At 48.7% G+C, this 15,129-nt stretch carries 14 protein-coding genes and 1 tRNA gene; 6 read left to right on the top strand and 9 right to left on the bottom strand.

Annotated elements, in window-relative coordinates; genetic code table 11:
* Positions 1 to 54 precede the first annotated feature (54 nt).
* The 3 genes from LLH06_RS05765 to LLH06_RS05755 form a co-directional block, all read right to left on the bottom strand.
* Positions 55 to 2,433, bottom strand: coding sequence for a ribonucleoside-diphosphate reductase subunit alpha (locus LLH06_RS05765; RefSeq protein WP_228172309.1), 2,379 nt, complete (start codon positions 2,431 to 2,433; stop codon positions 55 to 57).
* A gap of 73 nt (positions 2,434 to 2,506) precedes the next feature.
* A complete protein-coding gene (locus tag LLH06_RS05760) occupies positions 2,507 to 3,481 on the bottom strand; it encodes a ribonucleoside-diphosphate reductase small subunit (protein WP_228172308.1) in 975 nt (324 codons plus the stop codon).
* Between the two features lie 552 nt (positions 3,482 to 4,033).
* Positions 4,034 to 4,432 carry a methionine-R-sulfoxide reductase gene (locus tag LLH06_RS05755; protein ID WP_228172307.1) on the bottom strand — a complete coding sequence of 133 codons (399 nt, stop codon included), beginning with the start codon at positions 4,430 to 4,432 and terminating at the stop codon, positions 4,034 to 4,036.
* Between the two features lie 101 nt (positions 4,433 to 4,533).
* On the opposite strand from LLH06_RS05755, the gene LLH06_RS05750 reads away from it, so the two are divergent.
* A complete protein-coding gene (locus LLH06_RS05750) occupies positions 4,534 to 5,091 on the top strand; it encodes a hypothetical protein (RefSeq protein ID WP_228172306.1) in 558 nt (185 codons plus the stop codon).
* A gap of 15 nt (positions 5,092 to 5,106) precedes the next feature.
* On the opposite strand, the gene LLH06_RS05745 is transcribed toward LLH06_RS05750, so the two are convergent.
* Together LLH06_RS05745 and LLH06_RS05740 are read right to left on the bottom strand one after the other, a co-directional pair.
* Complete coding sequence (locus LLH06_RS05745) at positions 5,107 to 5,460, bottom strand: phosphoribosylpyrophosphate synthetase (protein WP_228172305.1); 354 nt, start codon at positions 5,458 to 5,460, stop codon at positions 5,107 to 5,109.
* Between the two features lie 116 nt (positions 5,461 to 5,576).
* Positions 5,577 to 6,107: an adenine phosphoribosyltransferase gene (locus tag LLH06_RS05740; RefSeq protein WP_228173273.1), complete on the bottom strand. Its 531-nt coding sequence runs from the start codon at positions 6,105 to 6,107 to the stop codon at positions 5,577 to 5,579.
* 120 nt (positions 6,108 to 6,227) lie between these two features.
* Between LLH06_RS05740 and LLH06_RS05735 the strand changes: the two genes are divergently transcribed.
* A complete protein-coding gene (locus LLH06_RS05735) occupies positions 6,228 to 7,709 on the top strand; it encodes a glycine--tRNA ligase (protein WP_228172304.1) in 1,482 nt (493 codons plus the stop codon).
* Positions 7,710 to 7,890: 181 nt separating this feature from the next.
* On the top strand, positions 7,891 to 9,039 hold the full coding sequence (locus LLH06_RS05730; protein WP_228172303.1) for an AI-2E family transporter: 1,149 nt from the start codon (positions 7,891 to 7,893) through the stop codon (positions 9,037 to 9,039).
* A 4-nt stretch (positions 9,040 to 9,043) separates the two neighbouring features.
* Here the strand turns inward: LLH06_RS05730 and obgE are convergent, their stop codons facing one another.
* From obgE to LLH06_RS05710, 4 genes are all read right to left on the bottom strand, one after another.
* Positions 9,044 to 10,045, bottom strand: a complete 1,002-nt coding sequence (gene obgE, locus LLH06_RS05725; protein ID WP_228172302.1) for a GTPase ObgE — start codon at positions 10,043 to 10,045, stop codon at positions 9,044 to 9,046.
* A gap of 224 nt (positions 10,046 to 10,269) precedes the next feature.
* Entirely contained in the window at positions 10,270 to 10,842 is a 573-nt protein-coding gene (locus LLH06_RS05720; protein ID WP_228172301.1) for an adenylate kinase, read from the bottom strand.
* Between the two features lie 68 nt (positions 10,843 to 10,910).
* Positions 10,911 to 10,984, bottom strand: a tRNA-Arg gene (locus tag LLH06_RS05715).
* Between the two features lie 126 nt (positions 10,985 to 11,110).
* Positions 11,111 to 11,572: a redoxin domain-containing protein gene (locus LLH06_RS05710; RefSeq protein ID WP_228172300.1), complete on the bottom strand. Its 462-nt coding sequence runs from the start codon at positions 11,570 to 11,572 to the stop codon at positions 11,111 to 11,113.
* A 115-nt stretch (positions 11,573 to 11,687) separates the two neighbouring features.
* Between LLH06_RS05710 and LLH06_RS05705 the strand changes: the two genes are divergently transcribed.
* The 3 genes from LLH06_RS05705 to atpC all read left to right on the top strand — a co-directional run bounded on the left by LLH06_RS05705 (position 11,688) and on the right by atpC (position 14,768).
* Positions 11,688 to 12,680, top strand: a complete 993-nt coding sequence (locus LLH06_RS05705) for an NAD(P)H-quinone oxidoreductase (protein WP_317206721.1) — start codon at positions 11,688 to 11,690, stop codon at positions 12,678 to 12,680.
* A gap of 243 nt (positions 12,681 to 12,923) precedes the next feature.
* Positions 12,924 to 14,429, top strand: a complete 1,506-nt coding sequence (gene atpD / locus LLH06_RS05700; RefSeq protein ID WP_228172299.1) for a F0F1 ATP synthase subunit beta — start codon at positions 12,924 to 12,926, stop codon at positions 14,427 to 14,429.
* Positions 14,430 to 14,519: 90 nt separating this feature from the next.
* On the top strand, positions 14,520 to 14,768 hold the full coding sequence (atpC, locus tag LLH06_RS05695) for an ATP synthase F1 subunit epsilon (RefSeq protein WP_228172298.1): 249 nt from the start codon (positions 14,520 to 14,522) through the stop codon (positions 14,766 to 14,768).
* Positions 14,769 to 15,129: the final 361 nt, after the last annotated feature.

The following is a 15,129-nucleotide window of genomic DNA, read 5'->3' as shown; positions in this document are numbered from 1 at the left end:
AGGAAACTTCAGGGCTTGGTCATTAATTTTTATACCGGTAAGGAATGCGCTTGCTTATGCTGAGCAGGTCACACAACCTTCTTCCATTGAGCAGCTTGGTCCTGCTGGCACGTCATCGGCCATTTGGGCTACCTCAGCCGGGATAACAGGATCCATGTTCTTGCCGGCCTGATTCTCAACGGTGAACTTAACCGCTTGTGAGGCTGCCTGGGTACGCAGGTAGTACATACCGGTCTTCAAGCCCTTTTTCCAGGCGTAGAAGTGCATCGAGGTCAGTTTAGAAGCGTTAGGTGAGTTGATGAACAGGTTAAGCGACTGCGACTGGCAAATGTATGCCCCACGGTCGGCAGCCATGTCAATGATGTTACGCATCTTGATCTCCCAAACGGTCTTGTACAGATCTTTGATGTTCTGTGGTATCTCGGCAATATCCTGTACCGAACCGTTAGCGCTGATGATCATATCCTTCATGCGGCTGTTCCACAAGCCTAGATCCACCAGGTCGCGCAACAGGTGTTTGTTCACGATCACGAACTCGCCACTCAGTACACGGCGGGTGTAAATGTTAGAGGTATATGGTTCAAAGCACTCATTGTTACCTAATATCTGCGAGGTTGATGCAGTAGGCATCGGTGCTACCAATAACGAGTTACGAACACCGTGGTTCATGACGTCAAGGCGCAGGTTCTCCCAATCCCAACGGGTGCTGGCTGGTTTTTCATTCCACAGGTCGAACTGGAATTTACCTTCAGACAGTGGCGAACCTTTGAAAGTTTCGTAAGGTCCGTCCTTAACGGCCAGATCCTTAGAGGCGGTCATGGCCGCAAAGTAAATGGTCTCGAATATCTCTTTGTTAAGTTGCTTGGCTTCGTCACTTTCGAACGGCATGCGCAGGCAAATAAAGGTATCGGCCAAACCTTGTACACCTAAACCGATCGGGCGGTGACGCAGGTTAGAGTATTCGGCCTCTTTTACCGGGTAAAAGTTACCATCAATGATCTTGTTCAGGTTGAGGGTAGCCTGGTAGGTCACCTCGTATAATTTTTGGTGGTCGAACTGACCGTTGATCACAAAACGTGGCAACGCTAACGAGGCCAGGTTACAAACCGCCACCTCATCGGCCGAGGTGTACTCCATGATCTCGGTGCACAGGTTCGAGCTCTTGATGGTACCTAAGTTCTGCTGGTTGGATTTGCTGTTGGCAGCATCTTTATACAACAGGTATGGAGTACCGGTCTCTACCTGGGCATCCAGTATAGCGAACCAAAGCTCCTGCGCTTTCACCTTGCGGCGGGCGCGGCCTTCATTCTCATATTTGATGTACAATTCTTCGAACTCTTTGCCAAAGCAATCGGCAAGGCCCGGTGCCTCATGCGGGCAAAACAAGCTCCAGTCCTCATTGGCTTCCACACGCTGCATGAACAGGTCGCACACCCAAAGGGCATAGAACAGGTCACGGGCGCGCATCTCTTCTTTACCGTGGTTCTTACGCAGATCCAGGAATTCGAAGATATCGGCATGCCATGGCTCTAGGTAGATAGCGAAAGCGCCTTTACGCTTGCCACCACCCTGATCCACGTAACGGGCAGTATCGTTGAACACACGCAGCATTGGGATGATACCGTTGCTGGTACCGTTAGTACCGCTGATATATGAACCTGTAGCACGCACGTTATGAATGCTCAGACCGATACCACCGGCACTTTGAGATATCTGTGCGGTTTGTTTCAGGGTGTCATAGATACCTTCGATGCTGTCATCCTTCATGGTCAACAGGAAGCATGACGACATTTGAGGTTTTGGTGTACCGGCGTTGAACAAGGTCGGGGTAGCGTGGGTGAACCAACGCTCGCTCATCAGGTTATAGGTCTTGATGGCGCTCTCGATATCCTCTTTGTGGATACCTACCGATACACGCATGAACAGGTGTTGCGGACGCTCGGCAATGCGGCCATCCAGTTTCAACAGGTATGATTTCTCCAAGGTCTTGAAACCGAAGTAATCAAAACCGAAGTCGCGATCGTAAATGATACTGCTATCCAGGATATCGGCGTTAGCTTCGATCACTTCCCAAACATCATCCGCAAGCAGAGACGCGTTACGACCGGTCTTGGGATCTTTATAGTGATACAGCTTACGCATGGTCTCGCTAAACGACTTTACGGTATTCTTGTGCAGGTTAGACACGGCTATGCGTGAGGCCAGCAAAGCATAATCGGGGTGCTTGGTGGTCAATGATGCAGCGGTCTCAGCGGCCAGGTTATCCAGCTCCGAGGTGGTCACGCCATCATACAAACCTTCAATTACTTTTTTAGCTACGTCCACCGGGTCCACCAGGTGTGGGTTAAGTCCGTAGCATAATTTCTCTATACGTGCGGTGATCTTGTCAAATTTCACCGACTCTGTTCTGCCGTCTCTTTTTATTACAAACATCTTCGTGAGTAGTTAATAGTGATCTTGTTGATTATATGTTTTCAGTAGGTAGTATGTATGATGCTATCGAAGCTTAAAAGTCTTCGTCAAGAGAGAACGCCTGGCTTGCAGGTTGTGCGTTCAGTACCCCGCTCTTTTGGTAGTCGCCTACGCGCTTCTCAAAAAAGTTGGTCTTGCCTTGTAACGAGATCATTTCCATGAAATCGAACGGATTAGAGGTGTTGTACACTTTGTCGTAACCCAGCTCCACTAACCAGCGGTCGGCCACAAATTCGATGTATTGCCCCATCAGGTCGGCGTTCATACCGATCAGTTTTACCGGTAACGCATCGGTGATGAACTCCTTTTCGATCTCTACCGCGTCGGTGATAATACCGGTCGCTTCTTCTTTGCTCAGCTTGTTCTCCAACATGCTGTACAGCAAGCAAGCGAACTCGCAGTGCATACCCTCATCACGTGAGATCAACTCATTGCTGAAGGTCAGACCTGGCATCAGGCCGCGTTTTTTAAGCCAGAAGATAGAGCAAAAGCTACCCGAAAAGAAGATACCCTCTACCGCAGCAAAGGCCACCAAACGCTGTGCGAACGTACCGTTATCGATCCATTTCAATGCCCACTCAGCTTTTTTACCTACGCATGGTACGGTATCAATGGCATGGAACAAACGGTCCTTCTCGGCTGGGTCCTTCACATAAGTATCGATCAGGAGCGCATAGGTCTCTGAGTGGATGTTCTCCATCATGATCTGGAAACCATAGAAACAACGGGCCTCGGGCACCTGCACCTCGCTCATAAAGTTAACGGCCAGGTTCTCGTTAACTATACCGTCGCTGGCGGCAAAAAACGCCAGTACGTGCGATATAAAGTGCCTTTCACCATCATTTAGGCTGTTCCAATGTTTCAGGTCATCGCTAAGGTCGATCTCTTCGGCTGTCCAAAAGCTGGCTTCATGCTTTTTGTACATCTCCCAAATAGCCGGATAATTGATCGGCAGAATAACAAAGCGGTCTTTGTTCTCTCGTAGTAATAATTCGTTTTCCTGGCTCATAAGTAAAATACTTTATATCGTTTTGTTATATGCACACCATTAGAGACACGCTAACCACCCGATCCATACGGACGGGGCGCAAGCAATGGCTCAATAATTCACTGTATCGGGTTAGGGTTCATCCACCTCACCTGTTCGTGGCCAGCTCAAAAAGATCGTTTTGGGCTACCGTAAAGGCCCTCTCATCAGGGTTCGAAAAGCCTATGAACAAATGTACAGAGCACGCCCTAAACTACCATGCGATCATTCTCCACACCCCGTAAAAGTTATCCACATCAAACTTTTTCTGAATAATTTGTTTACTATAAGTTAACACACAATCAATTGATAAACAGCCGGTTGAGATATTTAACGGTGTTCGATCGTCATACTCACACCAAGTGATGCTTTGTGGGGATGAGCTTTAATGACATCCTCGTGAACGTTAAAACACTGATAAAGAAAATCATAAAAAAAGCCCGTGGATAACGGGCCTTAATGTTGGTAACTTTAACCTTAAAATTATCGGTGGAAATAAGGTCACTTCACCGATATTTTATTAGTTTATAAGGATCACTTTTGCTGAGCGTACTCGTCTATCGGCACGAACTTCATCGAAACTGAGTTCACACAATGACGGGTATTTTTGGCAGTAAAACGTTCGCCCGTGAACACGTGCCCCAGGTGAGCTCCACAGTTCGAACAGAGTATCTCTACCCGGCGACCATCGGCATCCGTTTCGCGGTGTACGGCTCCCGGTATCTCGTCATCAAAACTTGGCCAGCCACAAAACGATTCAAATTTATCCTCGCTGCGGTACAGCGGCGCATCGCAACGACGGCATACATAAACACCTTGTGCCTTGTTGTTCAACAGCTCACCGGTGAAAGGGCGTTCGGTACCTTTATGTAAGATCACCCACTCCTCTTGCGGGGTAAGCTCGTTATATTGTTTTTTTTGTTCGTTATCCATAGGTAGTTGTATAACAGATCGCGTTCCGATCAATAATTTCGTATCATCGTGGCAGTTGATCGTCAGTTAATTGATCAGCTGTCCTTTATCACAACTTCATCATGCTTTTGCTCAGTCCCTTGATCAATGACCTCAAAGCGGCCGACTTCCGCCGCAATATGGAGCAACTTATTTTGCTGTTGCGCAATGGCGAGATCGACACGACCGAGCTAATACAACTTACCCTGCATCGTGACAGAAAGGTATCCTTTCATGCCGCCTGGCTATTGGAGATCGCATTAACGCGGCATCCTGAGGAATTCATTGAGCATTTACCTGACCTTTTACGTTACGGTGCGCTGGCCACTAACCCCAGTTGCCACAGGCACTATATGAAGATATTCAGTTGCCTGACCAGGCCCAAAGCCCCAGCATCAGTGAAAGAGCAATTGGCAGACACCGATATGGAACCGTTGATCAGCTTGTGCTTTGAAAAACTGGACGACCCGCTCACCAGAGTAGCGGTAAAGGTTTGTGCCGGCGAGACGCTCTGCCATTTGACCGGTCGATACCCTTTCATCACCTCTCCACTGATCACTCAGTTAAAGGCTCTAATGCAAAACGGCAGCCCGGCGATATTATCGGCCGGCTGCCGCCTGTTAAAGGTCTTACAGAAGTAAGAAGCCCAATATCGTTTAGTTAGCGCTTGGGCGATCCTCTCCGTGTAGGTTATCGCTTACCTGGTGGTGATGCAATTTGGCTTCTATAGCCGAGGTGCTTGTGTTAGCATAGGTACCGTAAGCATCTACCAACACACCTTTAAGGTTGTACTTGGCCGATGATATGGCGTACACGATAGACATATCTGACGGGTTGCTGGGTCCTTCGAAACGGAAGAACTCATCTACCTCAAAATCGTCGGCGTGCATATGTACGTTATTACTTTTATCGTCAATGGTCTCGCCGTTATCCTCAAAACTAAGGTTGGCAGTATATCCTCTTTTCATCAGGTCATTAGTGGCATCCACTAAGGTCTCGTAGTTCTTCATGGCGGTTGTATTTAGCGTTCGTTGATGCAGCATGATGTTCGTGCTACGCTATTCATAACCAACAAAAAGCCCAAAGTGTTTTGATACCCGACGTGCAGACGATCGATATCCGTGGCTTATTTGTATTCGGCCAGTACCACGACCCTGTTGCAAATAGGTTCGATCTTTTTGCGTCCGCCTAAAAAGTTGAGGTCAACAATGAAGCTAAAACCGGCAACTATGCCGCCCATCTCGCGGATCAGGTCGGCCGCGGCCAAAACGGTACCGCCGGTGGCCAGCAGGTCGTCATGCAGTAATATGTGCTGACCGGGTTTAAAGGCATCGGTATGCACCTCAATAGTGGCCGAGCCATACTCAAGATCGTACTCTTTCTGATGAACGGTGAACGGCAGTTTACCCGCCTTGCGCACCGGCACAAAAGGCACGCCCAGCTTACCGGCCAACTGCAGGCCGAACAGGAAACCACGGCTTTCTACACCTGCCACGGCATCGATCTTCACATTCTGGAAATGCAGGGCAAAGGAGTTAACGATGGCCTCGCACAGGCCGGGATCCTTTAGTATGGGTGTGATATCTTTAAAAACGATACCCGGTTTCGGGAAGTCGGGTATATCGCGTATAGCGTTCTTGATCTGCTGCTCTATCATAGCGCCGGCAAAGATAGTTATTCGGCTGATAGTTCGTGAGTTCATAGTTCATGGCAGAACCTTAGCTGCATCGACGATGGACCATGAACAAACAACTAAAAATTTTATCTTTGACGCGCTATGAGTAAAAATACCGACGAATTGTTCAAGAATGTGATCGCACATGCCAAAGAATACGGCTTTGTGTTCCCATCGAGCGAGATATATGACGGACTAAGCGCCGTTTACGATTACGGCCAGAACGGTGCCGAGTTAAAGAACAACATCAAGACCTACTGGTGGAAAAGCATGGTGCAACTGCACGAGAACATCGTAGGTATAGATTCGGCCATATTCATGCACCCTAAGATCTGGAAAGCAAGCGGTCACGTTGACGGCTTTAGCGACCCCATGATCGATAACAAAGATTCGAAGAAACGCTACCGCGCCGACCAGTTACTGGAAGACCGTATAGCCAAATATGATACCGACGGCAAGACCGACAAGGCCGAGCAACTACAGACCGAACTGGACAACGCCATGAAGGCCGATGACCTGACCCGCCTGCGCGAACTGGTGATCGAGCACGAGATCGCCTGCCCGGTCAGTGGCACCCGCAACTGGACCGAGGTACGCCAATTTAACCTGATGTTCAGCACCCAGATGGGCGCCGTGGCCGATGATGCCGATGTGGTATACCTGCGCCCGGAGACCGCTCAAGGCATCTTTGTGAACTACCTGAACGTGCAGAAATCAGGCCGGATGAAGATCCCATTCGGTATAGCACAGATCGGTAAGGCGTTCCGCAACGAGGTGATCGCCCGCCAGTTCATTATCCGTATGCGCGAATTCGAACAAATGGAGATGCAATACTTCGTGCGCCCTGGTACGCAAAAAGAGTGGTTCGATAAATGGAAAGAGACCCGTTTAAAATGGCACCTTGCCCTGGGTACCGCTCCTGAAAAATACCGTTACCATGAACACACTAAGCTGGCACACTATGCTGATGCCGCTTATGATATCGAATATAACTTCCCGTTCGGCTTTAAAGAAGTGGAAGGTATACACAGCCGTACCGATTTTGACCTGAGCCAGCATCAGCAGTTCTCGGGCAAAAAGATGCAATACTTTGACCCTGAGGTCGATCCTGAGACCAATAAGCCTTATGGCAACTATGTGCCATACGTGATCGAGACCTCGATCGGTCTGGACCGTATGTTTTTGTTAACGTTGATCAACGCTTACGAGGAAGAGGACCTGAGCACTGAAGAGAAACAGGATAGCCGTACCGTGTTGCGCCTGCATCCTTGCCTGGCACCGGTAAAAGCGGCCATCTTCCCGCTCACCAAAAAGGATGGCCTGCCTGAAAAAGCACGCGAGATCATGGATGGCCTGAAAACGGAGTTCAACCTGCAATACGAGGAGAAGGACGCGATCGGTAAACGTTACCGCCGCCAGGATGCGATCGGTACGCCGTTCTGTATCACTGTGGATCACCAGACCCTGGAAGATAACACCGTGACCATTCGTCACCGTGATACCATGGCACAAGAGCGTGTGCCAGCCGACCAGCTCGACAAGATCATTGGTGATCTTGTAAGCTGGAGGAACGTGTTAAAATAAGCAGCCTCACCCTGGCCCTCCCCTGAAGGGAAGGAGTTAGCATAAGAAGCCCCGAATTAAGAGTTCGGGGCTTTTGTTTTTTAACAAAGGGACGTGAGGGGCTCAGCGCCAACATCTATGTTGAGCGTTTTGAAACATTCCCATATATTTTTGCTTATGATAATATCGCTCAACCATCTACATGCAAAAAGAAAAACAATACCCCTTTTACCTGCAGGCAACCGTTGTACTGTTCGGGCTCATCCTGTCGGTATATGTGCTTAACTCGCTTGCCGATATACTGATACCCCTGGCTTTTGCCGCATTCATTGCGGTGCTGCTTAACCGCTTGTGCAACCGGTTAATGAAGGCCAGGATACCACAGATCCCGGCCATTATCATATCTATGCTATTAGCGGTGATCGTGGTGGCGGGTATATTTTACTTCTTATCATCACAGATCGTATCGTTCGGTGATACGCTGCCTACACTTAAGGCCAAGTTCGCCCACATCACCAACGACCTTAAAATATGGATCTACCAGCATTTTGGCATAGACACACAAAAGCAGGTCAAGTTCATCAACGATGCGTTGAACAGCAGTAAAGCGCTGGTGGGCCGAACCATCAATACGGTATTAGGCACCTTGAGCATCATCTTCCTAATACCGGTGTATGTGTTCCTGATGTTGTTGTATAAAACACTGATCGTGAATTTTCTTTTCGAGGTATTTTCGGAAGAAAAGACCGCCCAGGTGGCCGAGATCCTGCAGGAGACCAAGGCAGCTATTCAAAGTTATATCATTGGCCTGCTAACCGAAACGCTGGTGGTAGCGATCATGAATTCGGTAGCCTTACTGTTATTGGGCGTGCCTTACGCCATACTGATCGGGGTGATCGGCGCTTTATTGAACCTGATCCCTTACATCGGTGGTTTGGTGGCCATTGCCTTACCTATCTTAATGGCCACTGTAACACACGATGGCTACGGCACCCAATTAGGTGTGGTTGCCGCTTACCTGTTCATTCAGTTCATTGATAATAATATTCTGGTGCCGCGTATCGTATCATCCAAAGTGCAGATCAATGCGCTGATATCGATCGTGGTGGTATTATTGGGTAATGCATTATGGGGCGTATCGGGTATGTTCTTGTCCATACCATTCATTGCGGTGCTTAAGATCGTGTTCGATCGTATAGATGAGTTGAAACCATGGGGCAAATTACTGGGCGATAACATCCCTACCCACAGCATATCATACATGTGGCAAAAGCGCAACAAAAAGGCGGTGACCAAAGAAGGCGTCGTTAAGAACGACGACGAGGTACCGCCTAAAGATAAAATGGAATAAGTGCTTATTGCTGGTTGATCTCTTTCCAGAGCAGGTCCTTCAATGGGTCCAGTCCCTGTTGAGCTACCGCTGAGATGAATACCGCCGGGATGCCTTCAGGTAGCTCAGCTTTCATTTCCTGCTGCAACTCATCATCTAGAAGATCACTTTTAGTGATGGCCAATACACGTGGTTTGTGTACCAGTTCGGGATTGTATTCTTTTAACTCGTGCAATAGTATCTCGTACTCCTGCTTAATAGTACGGTTGGTATCGGCCGGGATCATGAATAGTAAAACCGAGTTACGCTCGATGTGGCGCAGGAAACGGAACCCCAATCCCTTACCCTTTGATGCCCCCTCAATGATACCCGGAATATCAGCCATCACAAATGAGCGGCTATTACGGTAAGCCACAATGCCCAGGTTAGGAACGATCGTAGTGAACGCGTAATCTGCGATCTCAGGCTTGGCCGCCGATACTACGGATAATAACGTCGACTTACCTGCATTAGGAAAGCCTACCAGACCAACATCAGCCAGTAATTTCAACTCCAGAATATTCCAGTGCTCTTGGCCAGGTTCGCCTGGCTGTGCGAAGCGTGGCGTTTGCTGCGTGGCCGACTTAAAATGCCAGTTGCCCAAACCACCACGACCACCATCGGTTAGGATCTTGGTCTCGCCGTCTTCAGTGATCTCAAAGATCACTTCGCCGGTCTCAGCATCCTTGGCAATGGTACCCAGTGGAACTTCCAATATCTCGTCGCGGCCGGTCTTGCCGGTGCAAAGTGCGCTACCGCCACGCTCACCGTCGCCGGCGATCACGTGCTTACGATACTTCAGGTGCAGCAATGTCCATAATTGGGCATTACCCTTTACGATCACGTGTCCGCCACGACCGCCGTCGCCCCCATCGGGGCCACCTTTGGCCGTATGCTTATCACGGTGCAAGTGAGCCGAACCCGCCCCACCCTTGCCTGAACGGCAACATATCTTTACGTAATCAACGAAATTTGACCCTTGACTCATTAGTGTTGTATTTCAGATCCCGAAAGTTAACTTCAAGATCACGTCCTTTATCCTCTCTGCTGCCTCGACTGACCTCCACAAGCTCAACCCAACAAGAACGGCCAAATGGCTGAACAGAGATGACGATAATTATTTACTCACTCTATAAAACGACAATTTCGGGCCTGAACAGTTCTTTGGCGATCTGCTCAGGTCCGAAATCGTGTAATTAATTACTTTATTACTCAACAAGCATCCACCACCTCAACGATATCGGCAAAGATCTGATCGATCGGGCCAATGCCATTGATGCTGGTGTATTTATTCTGCTGTTTGTAGAACTCGGCCACCGGGGTGGTCTTGCTGTTGTACTCGTGTATGCGCTTGCGGATGATCTCGGGGTTGGCGTCATCAGGACGGCCAGAGGTCTTGCCACGCTCTAACAAGCGTTTTTCCAGTTCTTCATCATCTACCACTAAAGCGACCATGCTTGAGATAGCGGTGTTCTTACCCTCCAATAAAGTATCTAAGGCCTCGGCCTGAGCTACTGTGCGCGGGAAACCATCAAAAATAAAGCCCGGAGCTTCTGGATTAGCGTCCAGTTTGTTGCTGATCATACCGATCACCACTTCATCAGGTACCAGTTTGCCATCGTCCATCAGCTTTTTAGCCTCTAAACCCAGCGTGGTGCCCTGTGCTATCTCGCCGCGCAATATATCGCCGGTGGATAAGTGGATCAGACCACATTTTTCGATAAGTTTTTGTGATTGTGTGCCCTTCCCAGCGCCGGGAGGACCGAACAGAACTAAATTCAGCATCCTTGTGATCGTGATGAAATTAAAAAAGCCTTTCTGCAATGATACGGAAAGGCTTTCAGATTTAAAAGTGGACTTGAAGGGAGTCGAACCCCTAACCTTCTGATCCGTAGTCAGATGCTCTATCCAATTGAGCTACAAGTCCTTTCCTGAACGGAGTGCAAAGATAGTATTTACTCTTTTACCCTCAAATATTTTTTGAAAAAAAATGCAGGTATCGTTACGTTCAACAGCTACCTGCATTCATTATCAGCGCATTAATTTTTAGCGTTTATTTCAGCAGTTCCTCTATAGCCTCGAAGTTAGGCAGGTCACCGGCCGACTCCAGCACTTCAGCATAGATGATGTTCTGTTCTTCGTCGATCACAAAGGCCGCTCTTTTAGATACGCCCTTTAACCCGAGCACGAATTCATCATAGATAGCGCCATACGCGGTTGATACCGTCTTATTGAAATCCGACAACAACGGAAATTGGTAGCCGTTCTCTTCTTTGAACTTGGCCAGTGTGAACGGCGAATCTACCGATACACCCAATACTTGAGCGTTGATCCCTTCGTAAAAACTAAAATGATCACGCAACGTGCAAAGCTGTGTAGTGCATACCCCGGTGAATGCCATCGGGAAAAAGTGCAGCACTACTTTCTGGCCTTTCAGGTCGGCCAATGATACTTCTTTAAGTTCTGATGATACCAGTGTGAACTGCGGTGCAGGCTGGCCTGATTGTAATGACATATGTGTTCGTTTTTTTTCAAAGCTACCGGTTTATTTGGTCAAACACATAAATTTCAGCCAATGGCGATCAAATGATCTACAACTTACAAACCGTAAGCCGTAATACAGGTTGATAATGATGATGAAAGCCATAGTGATCACCCGCCCCGGTGCGCCCGAGGTATTGCAACCTACCGACCGCCCCACCCCAACACCTGCTGCCCATGAGGTGCTGATCAGGGTACATGCATCGGGCATTAACCGGCCCGATGTATTTCAACGCAAAGGCAACTACCCGCCGCCGCCCGGTGCATCACCAGATATTCCGGGGCTGGAGGTGGCAGGCATCATTGAAGCCATTGGCGAAGAGGTGACCCGCTGGCGACCGGGCGACCGTGTTTGCGCACTGCTTAGCGGTGGCGGATATGCTGAATATTGCACCGCTCCTGAGGGTCAGTGCCTGCCCATACCCGGTGAGCTGAGCTTTGTTGAGGCCGCCTCATTACCCGAGACCTTTTTTACCGTATGGAGCAATGTGTTCGGACGGGCCTGGCTGCGCCCCGGCGAGAGCTTGCTGGTGCATGGTGGCAGCAGCGGCATTGGCGTGGCCGCCATTCAAATAGCAAAAGCTTTAGGCAGCACGGTATACGCCACTGCCGGTAGTGATGATAAATGCCGTATGTGCGAGCAGCTAGGCGCTACTATAGCTGTCAATTATAAAAATGCTGACTTTGTGGAGGGGATCGACCAACTGACCGGCGGCAAAGGCGTTGACGTGATACTTGACATGATCGGCGGTTCATATACACCACGCAATCTACAGGCCCTGGCTACCGAAGGCAGGCTGGTGATGATCAATACCATGCAGGGCAAAGATGTGCAGATAGACCTTTCCATAGTGATGCGTAAGCGCATATACATCACCGGATCCATGCTGCGCTCGCGCGAAGAAAGTTTTAAGGCTGATATAGCCCGTGCATTAGAACAACGCGTATGGCCACTGTTGGCCGACGGCACCATTCGCCCGGTGATCTACCGCACCTTAAGTGCGCATGACGCAGCTAAGGCGCATCAACTCATGGAAGAAGGATCACACACCGGTAAGATCGTATTGAATTGGGACGTGTAGACCCAAGCGATATCTGACCGGTGCGACAACTGTTGCGACATATATCATTCATACGGTTCATGCTACCGTATACCCCCGATAAAGCGTATTGAATATCAAATGATATTTACTAAAAAGATCTTTCATAGATACAATTAAAATGTCATTAAATATCTTAACTTTGCGCTCCGAAATAGCGTCATGTTCTTGTTACATTGCTATTTCGCACAATAAAGAATTCTTTAAAAATTACGTAGGGTATATATGCCAAACATTGGAAAAATCTCTCAGATCATTGGTCCGGTAGTTGACGTAAGCTTTAGCGATGATGCACATCTTCCTAAAATTTACCACGCGCTGGAGATCACCAAGAACAACGGACAAAAGGTTGTTTTAGAAGTACAGCAGCATTTAGGTGAGGACCGCGTACGCGCCATCGCCATGGATTCTACAGATGGCCTTCTGCGTGGTATGCCAGTAACTGACCTTGAAGCACCTATCCGTATGCCTATCGGCGACGATATCAAAGGCCGCGTGTTCAACGTGGTGGGTGAGGCTATCGATGGTCTGGCTAACCTTGACACTACCACTGGTCGTCCTATCCACGCTACTCCTCCACGATTTGAAGATCTATCTACCGAAACCGAAGTACTGTTCACCGGTATCAAGGTTATCGACCTTTTAGAGCCTTACGCAAAAGGTGGTAAGATCGGTCTGTTCGGTGGTGCCGGTGTAGGCAAGACCGTATTGATCCAGGAGCTGATCAACAACATCGCTAAAGCATACTCAGGCTTATCGGTATTTGCCGGTGTAGGTGAGCGTACCCGTGAAGGTAATGACCTTTTACGTGAGATGTTGGAATCAGGCATTATTAAATATGGCGAAGAGTTCATGCACTCGATGGAAGCCGGCGGCTGGGACCTTTCAAAAGTGAACGCCGAGGAGCTTAAAGATTCGAAAGCTACCTTCGTGTTTGGCCAGATGAACGAGCCGCCAGGTGCACGTGCACGTGTTGCGCTTTCAGGTTTGACCATTGCTGAGTATTTCCGTGACGGTGATGCTGACGGTAAAGGCCGCGACATCCTGTTCTTTATCGATAACATCTTCCGCTTTACCCAGGCAGGTTCTGAAGTATCGGCTCTGTTAGGCCGTATGCCATCAGCCGTAGGTTACCAGCCAACACTGGCCACCGAGATGGGTATCATGCAAGAGCGTATCACCTCTACCAAACGTGGTTCGATCACTTCGGTACAGGCCGTTTACGTACCTGCGGATGACTTGACCGACCCTGCGCCGGCCACTACCTTCGCTCACTTGGATGCTACCACCGTACTTTCACGTAAGATCGCCGAGTTGGGTATCTATCCTGCGGTGGATCCACTGGATTCTACCTCACGTATCCTGAGCGCTGCTGTTTTAGGTAACGAGCACTATGATACTGCTCAACGCGTTAAAGAGACCCTGCAACGTTACAAAGAGTTACAGGATATCATCGCGATCCTGGGTATGGACGAGTTATCTGAAGAAGATAAACTGACCGTATCACGTGCCCGTCGTGTACAACGTTTCCTGTCACAGCCGTTCCACGTGGCTGAGCAGTTCACCGGCTTAAAAGGTGTTCTGGTTGACATTAAAGATACCATTAAAGGCTTTAACATGATCATGGATGGCGCAGTGGATGAATATCCGGAAGCGGCGTTCAACCTGGTAGGTACCATCGAAGATGCTATCGAAAAAGGTAAGAAACTGTTAGCTGAAGCCAATAACTAAAATTGTTGTCAGTTGCGTGTTGCGAGTTACCCAGATGGAAGATCCACCTGATGAACCCGCAACCCGCAAATAACAACACACAACAAGAAAATGACCTTAGAAATTCTTACCCCCGATAAAAAAGTGTTCGAAGGCGAGGTGACCTCGGTTACCGTACCGGGCACTATGGGCTCTTTCGAGATATTGAATAACCACGCCCCTATCATCTCTACACTGGAGGATGGCAAACTGACCGTTCGCGGTGCCAAAAGTGAGCATTTCTTTATCAAAGGTGGTGTGGTTGAAGTGAATAACAATAAAGTGATGGTACTGGCCGAAGGCATTACCACCCGTTCGTAGTTCGCTGCAACATAATATACAACGCAGAACGCCCGGCCACTTGGTCGGGCGTTCTGCGTTTACCCCCTCCATATTTCCCACGGGGAGGAGATCTTGCAAGCCATTCAAACTTTGATAGGCAGACACCCAACGCGACAGAAAACCGACCATAACTAAATTCTGATAAGAGCTGCTTTAAACACCATTTCAGTTACTTAAAGCCCTCCCTCCCGAGGAGGGTTTGGGTGGAGCTTTTCACTGCTATCAATCCATTTTACGCCGAAAATGCGAGCTGATGCTATGCATGCATAACATCGATACCAAATACCGATTTCAACTTTGGTATACAACGATACATATATTATTCTTTGATTAATAAATT

The sequence above is a fragment of the Mucilaginibacter daejeonensis genome (assembly GCF_020783335.1).
GTDB classification, from domain to species: domain Bacteria; phylum Bacteroidota; class Bacteroidia; order Sphingobacteriales; family Sphingobacteriaceae; genus Mucilaginibacter; species Mucilaginibacter daejeonensis.
This window is presented reverse-complemented; position numbering and strand designations above follow the sequence as displayed.

Excerpts from the sequence above, each read along its gene's own strand:
- LLH06_RS05765 (WP_228172309.1), bottom strand. The coding sequence starts at position 2,433 with ATGTTTGTAATAAAAAGAGACGGCAGAACAGAGTCGGTGAAATTTGAC.
- LLH06_RS05760 (WP_228172308.1), bottom strand. The coding sequence starts at position 3,481 with ATGAGCCAGGAAAACGAATTATTACTACGAGAGAACAAAGACCGCTTT.
- LLH06_RS05755 (WP_228172307.1), bottom strand. The coding sequence starts at position 4,432 with ATGGATAACGAACAAAAAAAACAATATAACGAGCTTACCCCGCAAGAG.
- LLH06_RS05750 (WP_228172306.1), top strand. The coding sequence starts at position 4,534 with ATGCTTTTGCTCAGTCCCTTGATCAATGACCTCAAAGCGGCCGACTTC.
- LLH06_RS05745 (WP_228172305.1), bottom strand. The coding sequence starts at position 5,460 with ATGAAGAACTACGAGACCTTAGTGGATGCCACTAATGACCTGATGAAA.
- LLH06_RS05740 (WP_228173273.1), bottom strand. The coding sequence starts at position 6,107 with ATGATAGAGCAGCAGATCAAGAACGCTATACGCGATATACCCGACTTC.
- LLH06_RS05735 (WP_228172304.1), top strand. The coding sequence starts at position 6,228 with ATGAGTAAAAATACCGACGAATTGTTCAAGAATGTGATCGCACATGCC.
- LLH06_RS05730 (WP_228172303.1), top strand. The coding sequence starts at position 7,891 with ATGCAAAAAGAAAAACAATACCCCTTTTACCTGCAGGCAACCGTTGTA.
- obgE (WP_228172302.1), bottom strand. The coding sequence starts at position 10,045 with ATGAGTCAAGGGTCAAATTTCGTTGATTACGTAAAGATATGTTGCCGT.
- LLH06_RS05720 (WP_228172301.1), bottom strand. The coding sequence starts at position 10,842 with ATGCTGAATTTAGTTCTGTTCGGTCCTCCCGGCGCTGGGAAGGGCACA.
- LLH06_RS05710 (WP_228172300.1), bottom strand. The coding sequence starts at position 11,572 with ATGTCATTACAATCAGGCCAGCCTGCACCGCAGTTCACACTGGTATCA.
- LLH06_RS05705 (WP_317206721.1), top strand. The coding sequence starts at position 11,688 with ATGATGATGAAAGCCATAGTGATCACCCGCCCCGGTGCGCCCGAGGTA.
- atpD (WP_228172299.1), top strand. The coding sequence starts at position 12,924 with ATGCCAAACATTGGAAAAATCTCTCAGATCATTGGTCCGGTAGTTGAC.
- atpC (WP_228172298.1), top strand. The coding sequence starts at position 14,520 with ATGACCTTAGAAATTCTTACCCCCGATAAAAAAGTGTTCGAAGGCGAG.